The sequence below is a fragment of the Dickeya poaceiphila genome (assembly GCF_007858975.2).
Classification (GTDB): Bacteria; Pseudomonadota; Gammaproteobacteria; order Enterobacterales; family Enterobacteriaceae; genus Dickeya; species Dickeya poaceiphila.
Genome location: NZ_CP042220.2, coordinates 494,677 through 509,797 on the forward strand (window position 1 = coordinate 494,677; position 15,121 = coordinate 509,797).

General features: G+C 52.1%; 8 protein-coding genes, 2 tRNA genes and 3 rRNA genes. 12 read left to right on the plus strand and 1 reads right to left on the minus strand.

The features are described 5' to 3' along the window. The first annotated feature begins 11 nt into the window (after positions 1-11). Together aroE and Dpoa569_RS02280 are read left to right on the plus strand one after the other, a co-directional pair. Positions 12-833: a shikimate dehydrogenase gene (aroE, locus tag Dpoa569_RS02275; protein WP_042873056.1), complete on the plus strand. Its 822-nt coding sequence runs from the start codon at positions 12-14 to the stop codon at positions 831-833. Then, positions 830-1,099 (plus strand): DUF1488 family protein, encoded by a 270-nt coding sequence (locus Dpoa569_RS02280; protein ID WP_042873054.1) that lies wholly within the window; start codon positions 830-832, stop codon positions 1,097-1,099. The genes aroE and Dpoa569_RS02280 overlap by 4 nt, the downstream gene beginning before the upstream one ends. 27 nt (positions 1,100-1,126) lie before the next feature. Here Dpoa569_RS02280 and Dpoa569_RS02285 read toward each other — a convergent pair whose 3' ends face one another. Further along, the gene (locus Dpoa569_RS02285; RefSeq protein ID WP_042873051.1) at positions 1,127-1,663 is read right to left on the minus strand and encodes a gamma carbonic anhydrase family protein; all 537 of its coding nucleotides are present in this window, start codon (positions 1,661-1,663) and stop codon (positions 1,127-1,129) included. A gap of 465 nt (positions 1,664-2,128) precedes the next feature. Here Dpoa569_RS02285 and Dpoa569_RS02290 point away from each other — a divergent pair. The 10 genes from Dpoa569_RS02290 (at position 2,129) to aceK (ending at position 15,111) form a co-directional block, all read left to right on the plus strand. After that, positions 2,129-3,670, plus strand: a 16S ribosomal RNA gene (locus tag Dpoa569_RS02290). 68 nt (positions 3,671-3,738) lie between these two features. After that, positions 3,739-3,815 (plus strand) — tRNA-Ile (locus tag Dpoa569_RS02295). Positions 3,816-3,930: 115 nt separating this feature from the next. After that, positions 3,931-4,006: transfer RNA gene (locus Dpoa569_RS02300), tRNA-Ala, on the plus strand. Positions 4,007-4,173: 167 nt separating this feature from the next. Continuing rightward, a 23S ribosomal RNA gene (locus Dpoa569_RS02305) occupies positions 4,174-7,167 on the plus strand. Positions 7,168-7,304: 137 nt separating this feature from the next. Beyond that, positions 7,305-7,420 (plus strand): 5S ribosomal RNA (gene rrf / locus Dpoa569_RS02310). The 16S, 23S and 5S rRNA genes sit together here with 2 tRNA genes alongside, the layout of an rRNA operon. 115 nt (positions 7,421-7,535) lie before the next feature. Then, a complete protein-coding gene (locus tag Dpoa569_RS02315; RefSeq protein ID WP_146411014.1) occupies positions 7,536-8,738 on the plus strand; it encodes an IS256 family transposase in 1,203 nt (400 codons plus the stop codon). A 361-nt stretch (positions 8,739-9,099) separates the two neighbouring features. Further along, positions 9,100-10,029: a homoserine O-acetyltransferase MetA gene (metA, locus tag Dpoa569_RS02320; protein WP_042873048.1), complete on the plus strand. Its 930-nt coding sequence runs from the start codon at positions 9,100-9,102 to the stop codon at positions 10,027-10,029. A gap of 314 nt (positions 10,030-10,343) precedes the next feature. Next, positions 10,344-11,942 (plus strand): malate synthase A, encoded by a 1,599-nt coding sequence (gene aceB / locus Dpoa569_RS02325; protein ID WP_042873045.1) that lies wholly within the window; start codon positions 10,344-10,346, stop codon positions 11,940-11,942. Between the two features lie 26 nt (positions 11,943-11,968). Beyond that, positions 11,969-13,276 carry an isocitrate lyase gene (gene aceA, locus Dpoa569_RS02330; protein ID WP_042873042.1) on the plus strand — a complete coding sequence of 436 codons (1,308 nt, stop codon included), beginning with the start codon at positions 11,969-11,971 and terminating at the stop codon, positions 13,274-13,276. A 77-nt stretch (positions 13,277-13,353) separates the two neighbouring features. Then, positions 13,354-15,111, plus strand: a complete 1,758-nt coding sequence (gene aceK, locus Dpoa569_RS02335; RefSeq protein ID WP_042874089.1) for a bifunctional isocitrate dehydrogenase kinase/phosphatase — start codon at positions 13,354-13,356, stop codon at positions 15,109-15,111. The last annotated feature ends 10 nt before the right edge of the window (positions 15,112-15,121 follow it).

Sequence of the window (15,121 nt, forward strand, 5' to 3'; positions counted from 1 at the left end):
ACAAGGTACCAGTGAGCCAATCTTTTGCAGTTTTTGGCCATCCTATCGCACATAGCAAATCGCCGCGTATTCATGCTTTATTTGCTGAGCAGACGGGCGTTTCACTGAGCTACGAGCGCATCCTCGCGCCGTTGGATGGTTTTGAGGATAGCCTGAAAGCATTTTTTCAGGGGGGCGCATGTGGCGCTAATGTGACGGCACCATTTAAAGAACGCGCATGTGTGGTTATGGATGAGTTGAGCGAACGCGCTCGTTCCGCTGGTGCTGTCAACACGATCCAAAGAAAAGGCGATGGTTCGCTATATGGAGACAATACGGATGGTATCGGCTTGCTGAGTGATTTGCAGCAGAATGCATTTATCCAGCCTCATTATCGGGTGTTGTTGGTGGGGGCGGGTGGTGCTGCTCGTGGCGTAATTCAACCTTTACTTGCATACGGGTGTGAGTTAGTTATTGCTAACCGAACGTTTTCCAGGGCTGGAGCATTGGCTGAACATTTTTGCTGCTATGGGCAGGTGAGTGCGTTGCCGATGGATGCATTGAGCAGTCATCATTTTGATTTGATTATCAATGCCACGTCATCGGGAGTTGCGGGTGATATTCCTGACCTGCCGGAATCTCTGATTTCCCCTGATGTATGTTGTTATGACATGTTTTATCAGGCTGAACCGACACCTTTTTTACGGTGGTGCCTTCAACAGGGTGCACAACGGCGCATTGATGGAATGGGAATGTTAGTCTGGCAGGCTGCACATGCATTCAACTTATGGCATGGCATCATGCCTGATGCCTCGCCAGTCATACGCAAAATGAAGCAGGAACTGGAGGCATGAATCAGGCGATTCAGTTTCCTGATCGAGAATGGTGGAGTGATCATGATGCAGCGATCATTTTTCCGGTGCTGGTGGGTGGATTCCAGCGCGAGTGCGTGATTAGAAGCAATATTCTGCTTGAACGCTATGGTGTAACAGAGCCGGAACAGTGGTTATCACTGTTCCGTGAACATCGCTGGGATTGGGAAGATGAGTTTGAACGCTTGATTCGTGATGATGAATACGATGATCTAGGCCGCTTTTTGTTTAGTGATGAAACTCATTGATGAAGAATGTCGATTGCATCATCGGCTCTATTGGTTTAAATATTCGTCTTTCCATCGTACATAGTTACTGGATGAATAAAGTAGTCCTTCTAGTTCTTGTTCTGTCAGTGGGCGGATCTTCTTGGCTGGACTGCCGAGATAGAGGTATCCCTTCTCCAATGTTTTTCCCGGTGAAATCAGACTACCCGCACCAATGATGACGTCATCTTCAACAAGGACGCCATCAAGAAGAATTGAACCCATACCTACCAGAACGCGATTGCCGATAGTGCAACCATGTAGCATGGCCTTATGCCCGACAGTGACATCTTCCCCGATAATTAATGGATTCCCATGTTCGTTTTGTTCCGAACGATGAGTCACATGCAAGACGCAACCATCCTGAATATTAGTGCGCGAACCTATCTGGATAAAGTTGACATCACCTCTGATGACAACTAAAGGCCAGATGCTGACATCATCTGCTAGCGCAACATCCCCAATAACTACACTGGAAGGATCTACCATGACGTTTTTACCAATAACAGGCTGCGTTCCTTTAAATGGGCGTAATGTATCGGACATATGCCATGATCTCCTAAAACAGAAGTGATCTAGGCCAGATCGTTGAGTTGAACCGGCGTTATTGTTCAGAAAATAGCGTTGCTTGTGCAATAACTCAACATAAGGGTGGAAAAACGTGCGAACGGAAAAAAAGATCGAAAAAGTGGTTGTGTAACCCGTTCGGATCCCTATAATGCGCATCCACTGACACGGCGACAGCGGCAACGCAGCGCGGTGTCAGGAAGAGAAAGCGAAAATAATCGTTGACTCTTCATGAGGAAAGCGTAGTATACGCCACCTCGCGACAGCAGGCTCAGGCCGGTCGCACTGCTCTTTAACAATCAATCAGACAATCTGTGTGGGCACTCGCAGGACACTTCACTAAAACTATTTAGTGAAAGTCTTGAAGAGTGACAACAGTTAATTCATTACGAAGTAACAGTAAATTCTTTGAGCATGTTTTCTTCGGAAAACACATCAAACTTTAAATTGAAGAGTTTGATCATGGCTCAGATTGAACGCTGGCGGCAGGCCTAACACATGCAAGTCGGGCGGTAGCACAAAGGAGCTTGCTCCTTGGGTGACGAGCGGCGGACGGGTGAGTAATGTCTGGGAAACTGCCTGATGGAGGGGGATAACTACTGGAAACGGTAGCTAATACCGCATAACGTCGCAAGACCAAAGAGGGGGACCTTCGGGCCTCTTGCCATCGGATGTGCCCAGATGGGATTAGCTAGTAGGTGGGGTAAAGGCTCACCTAGGCGACGATCCCTAGCTGGTCTGAGAGGATGACCAGCCACACTGGAACTGAGACACGGTCCAGACTCCTACGGGAGGCAGCAGTGGGGAATATTGCACAATGGGGGAAACCCTGATGCAGCCATGCCGCGTGTGTGAAGAAGGCCTTCGGGTTGTAAAGCACTTTCAGCGGGGAGGAAGGGGGCAGGCTTAATACGTCTGTTCATTGACGTTACCCGCAGAAGAAGCACCGGCTAACTCCGTGCCAGCAGCCGCGGTAATACGGAGGGTGCAAGCGTTAATCGGAATGACTGGGCGTAAAGCGCACGCAGGCGGTCTGTTAAGTTGGATGTGAAATCCCCGGGCTCAACCTGGGAACTGCATTCAAAACTGACAGGCTGGAGTCTCGTAGAGGGGGGTAGAATTCCAGGTGTAGCGGTGAAATGCGTAGAGATCTGGAGGAATACCGGTGGCGAAGGCGGCCCCCTGGACGAAGACTGACGCTCAGGTGCGAAAGCGTGGGGAGCAAACAGGATTAGATACCCTGGTAGTCCACGCTGTAAACGATGTCGATTTGGAGGTTGTGGTCCTGAACCGTGGCTTCCGGAGCTAACGCGTTAAATCGACCGCCTGGGGAGTACGGCCGCAAGGTTAAAACTCAAATGAATTGACGGGGGCCCGCACAAGCGGTGGAGCATGTGGTTTAATTCGATGCAACGCGAAGAACCTTACCTACTCTTGACATCCAGAGAAGACTGCAGAGATGCGGTTGTGCCTTCGGGAGCTCTGAGACAGGTGCTGCATGGCTGTCGTCAGCTCGTGTTGTGAAATGTTGGGTTAAGTCCCGCAACGAGCGCAACCCTTATCCTTTGTTGCCAGCACTTCGGGTGGGAACTCAGGGGAGACTGCCGGTGATAAACCGGAGGAAGGTGGGGATGACGTCAAGTCATCATGGCCCTTACGAGTAGGGCTACACACGTGCTACAATGGCGTATACAAAGAGAAGCGACCTCGCGAGAGCAAGCGGACCTCATAAAGTACGTCGTAGTCCGGATTGGAGTCTGCAACTCGACTCCATGAAGTCGGAATCGCTAGTAATCGTAGATCAGAATGCTACGGTGAATACGTTCCCGGGCCTTGTACACACCGCCCGTCACACCATGGGAGTGGGTTGCAAAAGAAGTAGGTAGCTTAACCTTCGGGAGGGCGCTTACCACTTTGTGATTCATGACTGGGGTGAAGTCGTAACAAGGTAACCGTAGGGGAACCTGCGGTTGGATCACCTCCTTACCGAGTAGAAGTGCCTGCGTGGTGTCCACACAGATTGTCTGATGAAGTAACGAGCAGTAAAACCTTATAGGCTTGTAGCTCAGGTGGTTAGAGCGCACCCCTGATAAGGGTGAGGTCGGTGGTTCAAGTCCACTCAGGCCTACCAACTCTATTTATCCTTGAAATGTTCGATGGCGGCGCAGCGTGTGTGCACGGTGCACGGTGCGTGATGTGTTGAACCTTTCGACGGCTAAGCGGGTTGACAAGGTTGATGCATCTATGGGGCTATAGCTCAGCTGGGAGAGCGCCTGCTTTGCACGCAGGAGGTCTGCGGTTCGATCCCGCATAGCTCCACCATTTACGAATGACTTCAGAGTGTACTGGCAACAGTATGCTGCGAAGTATTCTGCTCTTTAACAATCCGGAACAAGCTGAAAAATTGAAACGACGGCATGTGAGTAAGAATTCATGTGTTGTTCGAGTCTCTCAAAATACTCGCATCCCGAGACACTTTCGGGTTGTGAGGTTAAGCGACTAAGCGTACACGGTGGATGCCTAGGCAGTCAGAGGCGATGAAGGGCGTGCTAATCTGCGAAAAGCGTCGGCAAGGTGATATGAACCGTTATACCCGACGATACCCGAATGGGGAAACCCAGTGTGATTCGTCACACTATCATTAACTGAATCCATAGGTTAATGAGGCGAACCGGGGGAACTGAAACATCTCAGTACCCCGAGGAAAAGAAATCAACCGAGATTCCCCCAGTAGCGGCGAGCGAACGGGGAGGAGCCCAGAACCTGAATCGGCTTGTGTGTCAGTGGAAGCGTCTGGAAAGTCGCACGATACAGGGTGAGAGTCCCGTACACGAAGGTGCACAGGTCGTGAGTTCGATGAGTAGGGCGGGACACGTGGTATCCTGTCTGAACATGGGGGGACCATCCTCCAAGGCTAAATACTCCTGACTGACCGATAGTGAACCAGTACCGTGAGGGAAAGGCGAAAAGAACCCCGGCGAGGGGAGTGAAAGAGAACCTGAAACCGTGTACGTACAAGCAGTGGGAGCACCTTTAGGGTGTGACTGCGTACCTTTTGTATAATGGGTCAGCGACTTATATTCTGTAGCAAGGTTAACCGCATAGGGGAGCCGCAGGGAAACCGAGTCTTAACTGGGCGTTAAGTTGCAGGGTATAGACCCGAAACCCGGTGATCTAGCCATGGGCAGGTTGAAGGTTGGGTAACACTAACTGGAGGACCGAACCGACTAATGTTGAAAAATTAGCGGATGACTTGTGGCTGGGGGTGAAAGGCCAATCAAACCGGGAGATAGCTGGTTCTCCCCGAAAGCTATTTAGGTAGCGCCTCGTGAAGTCATCTTCGGGGGTAGAGCACTGTTTCGGCTAGGGGGCCATCCCGGCTTACCAACCCGATGCAAACTGCGAATACCGAAGAATGTTATCACGGGAGACACACGGCGGGTGCTAACGTCCGTCGTGAAGAGGGAAACAACCCAGACCGCCAGCTAAGGTCCCCAAGTCATGGTTAAGTGGGAAACGATGTGGGAAGGCCCAGACAGCCAGGATGTTGGCTTAGAAGCAGCCATCATTTAAAGAAAGCGTAATAGCTCACTGGTCGAGTCGGCCTGCGCGGAAGATGTAACGGGGCTAAAACCATGCACCGAAGCTGCGGCAGCGAACGTATCACCCAAGACAACTTTGCGGAGTTGAATGACGATTGACGGAGCGACGCGACGTCAATGCGTCCACAACGTCGAGTTGGCTTAGGGATACGTTCGTTGGGTAGGGGAGCGTTCTGTAAGCCGTTGAAGGTGGACTGTGAGGTCTGCTGGAGGTATCAGAAGTGCGAATGCTGACATAAGTAACGATAATGCGGGTGAAAAACCCGCACGCCGGAAGACCAAGGGTTCCTGTCCAACGTTAATCGGGGCAGGGTGAGTCGACCCCTAAGGCGAGGCTGAAAAGCGTAGTCGATGGGAAACAGGTTAATATTCCTGTACTGGGTGTGACTGCGAAGGGGGGACGGAGAAGGCTATGTCATCCGGGCGACGGTTGTCCCGGTTTAAGCGTGCAGGTGGGTGGACCAGGCAAATCCGGTCTGCTGTGAACACTGAGGCGTGATGACGAGGCACTACGGTGCTGAAGTGACAGATGCCCTGCTTCCAGGAAAAGCCTCTAAGCATCAGGTGACATTCAATCGTACCCCAAACCGACACAGGTGGTCAGGTAGAGAATACTCAGGCGCTTGAGAGAACTCGGGTGAAGGAACTAGGCAAAATGGTGCCGTAACTTCGGGAGAAGGCACGCTCCTGTGGGTGAAGTCCCTTGCGGATGGAGCTGACGGGAGTCGCAGATACCAGCTGGCTGCAACTGTTTAATAAAAACACAGCACTGTGCAAACACGAAAGTGGACGTATACGGTGTGACGCCTGCCCGGTGCCGGAAGGTTAATTGATGGGGTTATCCGTAAGGAGAAGCTCTTGATCGAAGCCCCGGTAAACGGCGGCCGTAACTATAACGGTCCTAAGGTAGCGAAATTCCTTGTCGGGTAAGTTCCGACCTGCACGAATGGCGTAATGATGGCCAGGCTGTCTCCACCCGAGACTCAGTGAAATTGAACTCGCTGTGAAGATGCAGTGTACCCGCGGCAAGACGGAAAGACCCCGTGAACCTTTACTATAGCTTGACACTGAACCTTGAACCTTGATGTGTAGGATAGGTGGGAGGCTGTGAAGTGTGGACGCCAGTCTGCATGGAGCCGACCTTGAAATACCACCCTTTAATGTTTGATGTTCTAACCTGGGCCCGTAATCCGGGCCGGGGACAGTGTCTGGTGGGTAGTTTGACTGGGGCGGTCTCCTCCCAAAGCGTAACGGAGGAGCACGAAGGTTAGCTAATCCTGGTCGGACATCAGGAGGTTAGTGCAAAGGCATAAGCTAGCTTGACTGCGAGAGTGACGGCTCGAGCAGGTGCGAAAGCAGGTCTTAGTGATCCGGTGGTTCTGAATGGAAGGGCCATCGCTCAACGGATAAAAGGTACTCCGGGGATAACAGGCTGATACCGCCCAAGAGTTCATATCGACGGCGGTGTTTGGCACCTCGATGTCGGCTCATCACATCCTGGGGCTGAAGTAGGTCCCAAGGGTATGGCTGTTCGCCATTTAAAGTGGTACGCGAGCTGGGTTTAGAACGTCGTGAGACAGTTCGGTCCCTATCTGCCGTGGGCGTTGGAAGATTGAGGGGGGTTGCTCCTAGTACGAGAGGACCGGAGTGAACGCACCGCTGGTGTTCGGGTTGTCATGCCAATGGCACTGCCCGGTAGCTACGTGCGGAAGAGATAACCGCTGAAAGCATCTAAGCGGGAAACTTGCCCCGAGATGAGTCTTCCCTGGGAACGTGATTCCCCGGAAGGGACGTTCGAGACGAGGACGTTGATAGGCTGGGTGTGTAAGCGTAGTGATACGTTGAGCTAACCAGTACTAATGACCCGAGAGGCTTAACCTTACAACACCGAAGGTGTTTTGGAGAGAGACGGAAAGTCGAGTCAGCTTGTTCGAGGATTGGATGGCGTGGTGTGCGGCAAACAGAGAGCACACGGCGACATAAAGGATGATGACGTTGAAAGACGTTGAAAGAATTTGCCTGGCGGCGAGAGCGCGGTGGTCCCACCTGACCCCATGCCGAACTCAGAAGTGAAACGCCGTAGCGCCGATGGTAGTGTGGGGTCTCCCCATGCGAGAGTAGGGAACTGCCAGGCATCAAATAAGGCGAAAGGCTCAGTCGACAGACTGGGCCTTTTGTTTTTTGCTGTTCGTGGGAGTGTTAGAAATTCTGTGTCATTCCAGTAATATACAATCAAAAAGGAATGACATATGTCCCAGCCCTTCGATTTCGATAAAGCGCTTAAAGCCCTCCAGTCCGGTCAGGCATTAACGGGCAAAGATGGTATCTTAACGCCTTTAATCAAACAGTTAACGGAAGCTGCCCTGTCTGCGGAACTGGACTCTCATCTGGCTCAGGACATTGAAGCTAACCGTAAAAATGGCTCCGGCAAAAAGACCATTAAAGCCCCGACGGGCAGCTTCGAGCTGGCGACTCCGCGCGATCGTAATGGCACTTTTGAACCCCAGTTGGTGAAAAAACATCAGACCACGTTATCCGACGAGATCGAACACAAGATCATTCGCCTGTTTGCACTGGGGATGAGCTATCAGGACATTAGCCGGGAGATCGAAGATTTATATGCCTTCAGCGTGTCCACTGCCACCATCAGTGCAGTAACCGATAAAGTCATCCCTGAACTAAAACAGTGGCAACAGCGCCCGCTGGAGCAGGTTTATCCCTTCGTCTGGCTGGACGCTATTCACTATAAAATTCGGGAAGATGGCCGCTATCAGAGCAAAGCGGTTTACACCGTGCTGGCCCTGAATCTGGAAGGTAAAAAGGAAGTTCTGGGCCTGTATCTGTCAGAAAGTGAGGGGGCTAACTTCTGGCTGTCGGTATTAAGCGACCTGCAAAATCGCGGTGTTAAAGACATTCTGATTGCCTGCGTGGACGGGCTGACCGGCTTCCCAGAGGCAATAAACAGCATTTATCCGCAGACGGAAGTGCAGTTGTGCGTCATTCATCAGATACGCAATTCGATTAAATATGTGGCCTCAAAGCACCATAAAGCCTTCATGACCGACCTGAAGCCAGTCTACCGTGCAGTGTCAAAAGAAGCGGCCGAAATGGCACTGGATGAGCTGGAAGCGAAATGGGGGTTGCAGTATCCGGTGGTGCTCCAGTCGTGGCGACGCAAGTGGGACAATCTGTCAGCGTACTTCCGCTATCCGGCAAATATCCGCAAAGTCATTTACACCACAAATGCTATCGAATCGGTGCACAGACAGTTCAGGAAGCTGACCAAAACCAAAGGTGCTTTCCCGAATGAAAACAGTCTGTTGAAGCTGCTTTATCTGGGGCTGATGAACGCACAGGAAAAATGGACAATGCCCATCCAGAGCTGGAATTTGACATTGTCACAGTTGGCCATTTATTTTGAAGGGCGACTAAATAACGTGATGACGTTGTAGAATTTTTAACGTGACACAGAATTCTGAACGCTCTCGTCACTTCAGCTACAGTGCCTTCATTACGCTGATTTGATTTATACGCGAGCTTCTTCACCCGGGCATCGGTTCCACCCTCGCTCTCATACCTCATCGGTTCTCCTCTATATCCTTGTTGTTTTTCCCCATTCCCGAGGCTTCATTCAACCCCACTCTGCCTTGCTCTTCGCTCTTATGCTAAAGATGGATATACAAATCGAATTTCTTATGAAAGATTTTCAACCAGAGGGTTATGCGCTCGACATTGCCGCTGAAAATCGCTATCTTTAGCTGCCTAGAAGTCTAAACGTATAAACGTATAAACGTGTGCAGTGAGGTGTAGGCTATGCCAATCCGGGTTCCTGATGAGTTGCCAGCAGTCAGCTTTTTGCGTAATGAAAACGTCTTTGTGATGGCGTCTTCCCGAGCAAAGACACAGGAAATTCGTCCTTTGAAGGTGTTGGTGCTTAACCTGATGCCAAAGAAGATCGAAACGGAAAACCAGTTTCTGAGGTTGCTGTCGAACTCACCACTGCAGATAGATATTCAATTGCTGCGTATCGATAGCCGAGAATCGAAGAACACGCCGGTAGAGCACCTCAACAACTTCTACTGCGATTTTGAAGATATCGAGCACGAGAACTTTGACGGCCTGATTGTGACCGGCGCACCGTTGGGCTTGGTCGATTTTTGTGATGTGGTGTACTGGCCGCAGATTGAGCGGGTGGTTAAGTGGGCTAAAGAACATGTTACTTCCACCCTGTTTGTGTGTTGGGCGGTTCAGGCGGCACTGAATGTCCTGTACGGTATTCCCAAACTGACCCGCGAGGTGAAGTTATCCGGCGTATATTCGCACCTTACGCTGCAACCTCATGCCTTGCTGACGCGTGGTTTTGATGAAACTTTTCTGGCCCCGCATTCCCGTTATGCCGACTTTCCTTCCAGTGTTATCCGTGAGCATACTGATTTGGATATTCTGGTGGAGTCTGATGAAGCGGGAGCCTATTTGTTTGCCAGTAAGGACAAACGGCTGGCGTTTGTTACCGGGCATCCAGAGTATGATGCACTGACCTTGTCGGGTGAGTATTTCCGCGACTGTGAAGCTGGCCTTAATCCGGTGGTTCCGGTGAATTACTTCCCGGATGATAACCCCCAAAAGACACCAAGGGCGACCTGGCGTAGTCATGGGCATCTGCTGTTTTCCAACTGGTTGAATTATTACGTTTACCAGATCACGCCATTCGATTTGCGCCATATGAATCCGACGCTAGATTGAGATTGATTCTCTCCCTGTCCTCTCTCTTGTCTGGGCGCCGTGAGGCGCCTTTTCTTTTTCCTGTTTTCATACGTTGGTACATCTCTAACTCCTCTGTTCTCTAATTTATGAAAATAATTTCTCTATTATTTTTTAAATTTAATTCATTAATAATCAGTATATTGATTTAATTTTACATTAAAAATGGAAATTGTTTTTGATTTTTAATTTAACTGAATTAGGCTTAGTGCTGTTGGCTGAAAAATGTTCGGATTGAGTTCGCAAATTGAGCAGTCAATAAGACGAAGATGGCGGAGCAAAATAGGAACGACGACATGACACAACAGACGATAAGCAGGGAATTGGTATTCATCACAGCGTTAGGTGACGCGGAACGGCAGATTCTGACGACGGAAGCGGTTGATTTTCTCACTGCGCTGGTAAGCCGGTTTACATCGCAGCGCAATCACCTGCTGGCCGAACGTCAGGTAATACAGGCGCGGATTGATAGTGGTGAATTACCGGGTTTTATTTCGGAAATGGATTCCATAAAAAATTCTGACTGGAAAATTCGTGGTATTCCGAATGACCTGTTGGATCGCCGGGTGGAGATTACCGGTCCGGTGGAACGCAAAATGGTGATTAACGCCCTGAACGCCAATGTGAAAGTTTTCATGGCAGACTTTGAAGACTCACTGGCACCCAGTTGGTTAAAGGTGATCGAGGGGCAAATCAACCTGCGTGACGCCGTGCGTGGCTCCATCGCCTACACCAACGAGGCGGGGAAGATTTATCAGCTCAAACCCAACCCCGCGGTGTTGATTTGCCGGGTTCGTGGGTTACACCTGCCGGAAAAACATGTGCTGTGGAATGATGAGCCTATCCCCGGCAGCCTGTTTGATTTCGCACTCTATTTTTTCCACAACTACCGTCAACTGTTGGCGAAAGGCAGTGGTCCGTATTTCTATTTGCCGAAAACCCAATCCTGGCAGGAAGCGGCCTGGTGGAGCGAGGTGTTCAGTTACACCGAAGACCATTTTGGTTTAGCACGCGGTACTATCAAAGCCACGGTATTGATTGAAACCCTGCCAGCTGTGTTCCAGATGGACGAGATCCTGTATCACCTGCGTGACCATATCGTCGGGCTGAACTGCGGTCGTTGGGACTATATCTTCAGTTACATCAAAACGTTGAAGAATCACCCGGACCGCGTATTACCAGACCGCCAGTCGGTGACGATGGACAAACCGTTCCTGAGCGCTTACTCGCGTTTGCTGATCAAAACCTGTCACCGGCGCGGTGCATTTGCTATGGGGGGGATGGCTGCGTTCATACCCAGCAAAGAGGCGGAACGTAACGCGTGGGTGCAAGAGAAGGTCAGGCAGGACAAAGAACTGGAAGCGCGCAATGGTCACGACGGCACCTGGATTGCCCATCCCGGCCTCGCTGACACCGTGATGCCGATTTTTGATCGCCTGCTGGATTCTCGCCTCAACCAACTGGATGTGTTGCGTGAAGACGATGCGCCGGTGACTGCCGAGGAACTGCTGGCACTTTGTCCAGGGGAGCGCACCGAAGCGGGTATGCGTGCCAATATCCGCGTGGCGGTGCAATACATCGAAGCCTGGATTTCCGGCAATGGTTGTGTACCGATTTATGGGCTGATGGAAGACGCCGCCACCGCTGAAATCTCCCGTACCTCAATCTGGCAGTGGATTCGCCATGGCAAAACCCTTAGCGATGGCCGCGTGGTAACCAAAGCGCTGTTCCGCCAGATGCTGGCTGAAGAGATACAGGTTATCCGTGGCGAACTGGGCGATACCCGCTTCGATGGTGGCCGTTTCGAGGAAGCTGCCCGATTAATGGAACGCATCACCACGCAGGACGCATTGATCGATTTTCTCACCTTACCCGGTTACGACTTACTTGATTAATCCTGTTTAAAAAAGGAATCGTCGCTATGAGCACCTCTCGTACCCAACAAATCGAGCAACTGGAACAAGAGTGGAATACCCCGCGCTGGGAAGGCATCACCCGCCCGTATCGCGCTGAGGACGTGGTGAATCTGCGTGGGTCGGTGAACCCTGCGTGCACACTGGCACAGCAAGGGGCGGAAAAACTGTGGAAGTTGTTGAATGGTAAGTCGCGCAAAGGCTACGTCAACTGCCTTGGCGCACTCACCGGTGGGCAGGCATTGCAGCAGGCGAAAGCCGGGCTGGAGGCGGTGTATTTGTCCGGCTGGCAGGTCGCGGCGGATGCCAACCTGGCTGCCAGCATGTATCCGGACCAGTCGCTGTATCCGTCTAACTCGGTGCCAGCGGTGGTGCAGCGCATCAATAATACCTTCCGACGTGCGGATCAAATCCAGTGGGCTAATGGTATCGGGCAGGATGATCCGCGTTACATCGACTACTTTTTGCCTATCGTAGCCGATGCGGAAGCCGGTTTTGGCGGGGTACTGAACGCGTTCGAGTTGATGAAATCGATGATTGAAGCCGGTGCCGCCGCTGTGCATTTTGAAGACCAACTGGCATCGGTGAAGAAGTGCGGTCATATGGGCGGTAAAGTGCTGGTGCCGACGCAAGAAGCGGTGCAGAAGTTGGTGGCAGCCCGTCTGGCGGCAGACGTGTTGGGCATACCGACGTTGCTGGTGGCGCGAACTGACGCGGATGCAGCCGATTTGCTGACCTCGGATTGTGATGATTATGACCGGGACTTTATTACCGGTGAACGTACGGTGGAGGGCTTTTTCCGTACCCGCGCCGGCGTAGAGCAGGCCATTAGCCGTGGGCTGGCTTATGCTCCTTACGCTGATTTGGTGTGGTGTGAAACTTCAACGCCGGATCTGGAACAGGCGCGGCGTTTCGCCGAGGCGATTCACGCCCGTTTTCCCGGTAAGTTGCTGGCCTATAACTGCTCGCCGTCATTCAACTGGAAGAAGAATCTGGACGATCACACCATCGCGCATTTTCAGGATGAACTGTCGGCAATGGGCTACAAATACCAGTTCATTACGCTGGCAGGTATCCACAGCATGTGGTTCAACATGTTCGATCTGGCTCATGCCTATGCGCAAGGTGAAGGCATGAAACACTATGTGGAGAAAGTGCAGCAGCCGGAATTTTCAGCGATTAAACAGGGGTACACCTTCTCGTCTCATCAGCAGGAAGTGGGCACCGGTTATTTCGACAAGATAACCACCCTGATTCAGGGGGGCGTATCGTCTGTAACCGCGTTGACCGGATCGACAGAAGAACAGCAGTTCTGATGCGGGTTATCCGCACTATCGCGGCCAGCCTGATGCTGGCCGTGTGTCGTTATGTCGATGGCAAAGAGGAGAGTTGGATGAGTCGGGGACGGGAAAAACTGGTGGCACAAACCATTTTGCAAGGGTTTGATGCGCAGTATGGCCGGTTTCTGGAAATCACTGCCGGGGCGCAGCAACGTTTCGAACAGGCCGACTGGCATTCAGTGCAGCGGGCGATGAAGCAACGTATTCAGCTTTACGACCATCATGTTGGGCTGGTTGTGGAACAACTGGCTTGTATCACCGACCAGCAATGCTATGACCCGGCGTTTGTCGCACGGGTCAAACAGATTTATACCGCACTGTTACCGGACTATCCGCGCTTCGAAATAGCGGAGAGCTTTTTCAACTCGGTGTATTGTCGGCTGTTTCATCACCGTGAGCTGACGCCAGACAAACTGTTCGTATTCAGCTCGCAGCCCGCGAGACGCTTTCAGGAGATTCCACGACCACTGGCCCGAACTTATACGCCTGACAATGGGTGGGCGACCATGCTGGAAGCCGTGTTGACGGCACTGCCGTTGCGGTTGCCGTGGGAAGACCTGGCACGGGATATCGGTTATGTGGAGCGATCGTTGCGGGAGGCGTTTCCGACGGCATCGCTGGCTAAAGCCTCGCTGCAGGTAGCCAACGAGCTTTTCTATCGTAACAAAGCGGCCTGGCTGGTGGGGAAACTGCGCTTGCCGGGCGGTGTGTTTCCGTTTCTACTGCCGATTCACCATAACGAACACGGTGCGCTGTTTATTGATACCTGCCTGACGCGTCACTCGGACGCCAGCATCGTATTCGGTTTCGCCCGCTCCTACTTCATGGTTTACGCACCGCTGCCGTCGGCGCTGGTGGCCTGGCTGCGGGAGATTTTGCCGGGTAAAACCACCGCCGAATTGTATCTGGCGATGGGTTGCCAGAAGCACAGCAAGACGGAGTACTACCGGGAGTACCTCGATTTTATCGCCAGCACACAGGAGCCGTTTATTATCGCGCCGGGCGTGAAAGGGATGGTGATGCTGGTGTTTACACTGCCGACGTTTGATCGGGTATTTAAGGTGATCAAAGACAGGTTTGCGCCACAAAAAGAGGTCAGCGAGGCGCGGGTGCGGGAGTGTTATCGGCTGGTGAAGGAGCATGACCGCGTTGGACGCATGGCGGATACGCAGGAGTATGAAAACTTCGTGCTGGAGAAAGCGCGCATCAGCCCGGAACTGCTGGCGGAACTCTGGCGGGAAGTGCCTGACAAACTGGAAGACCTTGGCGACCGGCTGGTGATTCGCCATTTGTATATGGAGCGGCGCATGACGCCGTTGAATCTCTATCTGGAGCAGGTCAGCGGGCAGGCGCTGCGCGACGTCATTGAGGAATACGGCAACGCCATCCGACAACTGGCGGCAGCCAATATCTTTCCCGGCGATATGCTGTTCAAGAATTTCGGTGTGACCCGCCACGGACGGGTGGTGTTTTATGACTATGATGAAATTTGCTATATGACCGAGGTGAATTTCCGTGATATTCCACCACCGCGCGACCCGGCGGATGAACTGGCGGCGGAGCCCTGGTACAGCGTCGGGCCGAATGATGTTTTTCCGGAGGAATTCCGCCAGTTTCTGTGCAGTGACCGCCGTTTACTGCCGCTGTTCGACGAGTTGCACGCCGACCTGTTTTGCGCTGAGTACTGGCGGGCGTTGCAGCAACGCATTCGCAGCGGTCATATCGAGGATGTTTACGCCTATCGGCGCAGAAAGCGCTTCAGTTTACGTTATGCCGACCTGGTGACGTCAGACAGGGCGCTGACGTCATGATGTGCTGATG

Excerpts from the sequence above, each read along its gene's own strand:
- Dpoa569_RS02280 (WP_042873054.1), top strand. The coding sequence starts at position 830 with ATGAATCAGGCGATTCAGTTTCCTGATCGAGAATGGTGGAGTGATCAT.
- Dpoa569_RS02285 (WP_042873051.1), bottom strand. The coding sequence starts at position 1,663 with ATGTCCGATACATTACGCCCATTTAAAGGAACGCAGCCTGTTATTGGT.
- Dpoa569_RS02315 (WP_146411014.1), top strand. The coding sequence starts at position 7,536 with ATGTCCCAGCCCTTCGATTTCGATAAAGCGCTTAAAGCCCTCCAGTCC.
- metA (WP_042873048.1), top strand. The coding sequence starts at position 9,100 with ATGCCAATCCGGGTTCCTGATGAGTTGCCAGCAGTCAGCTTTTTGCGT.
- aceB (WP_042873045.1), top strand. The coding sequence starts at position 10,344 with ATGACACAACAGACGATAAGCAGGGAATTGGTATTCATCACAGCGTTA.
- aceA (WP_042873042.1), top strand. The coding sequence starts at position 11,969 with ATGAGCACCTCTCGTACCCAACAAATCGAGCAACTGGAACAAGAGTGG.
- aceK (WP_042874089.1), top strand. The coding sequence starts at position 13,354 with ATGAGTCGGGGACGGGAAAAACTGGTGGCACAAACCATTTTGCAAGGG.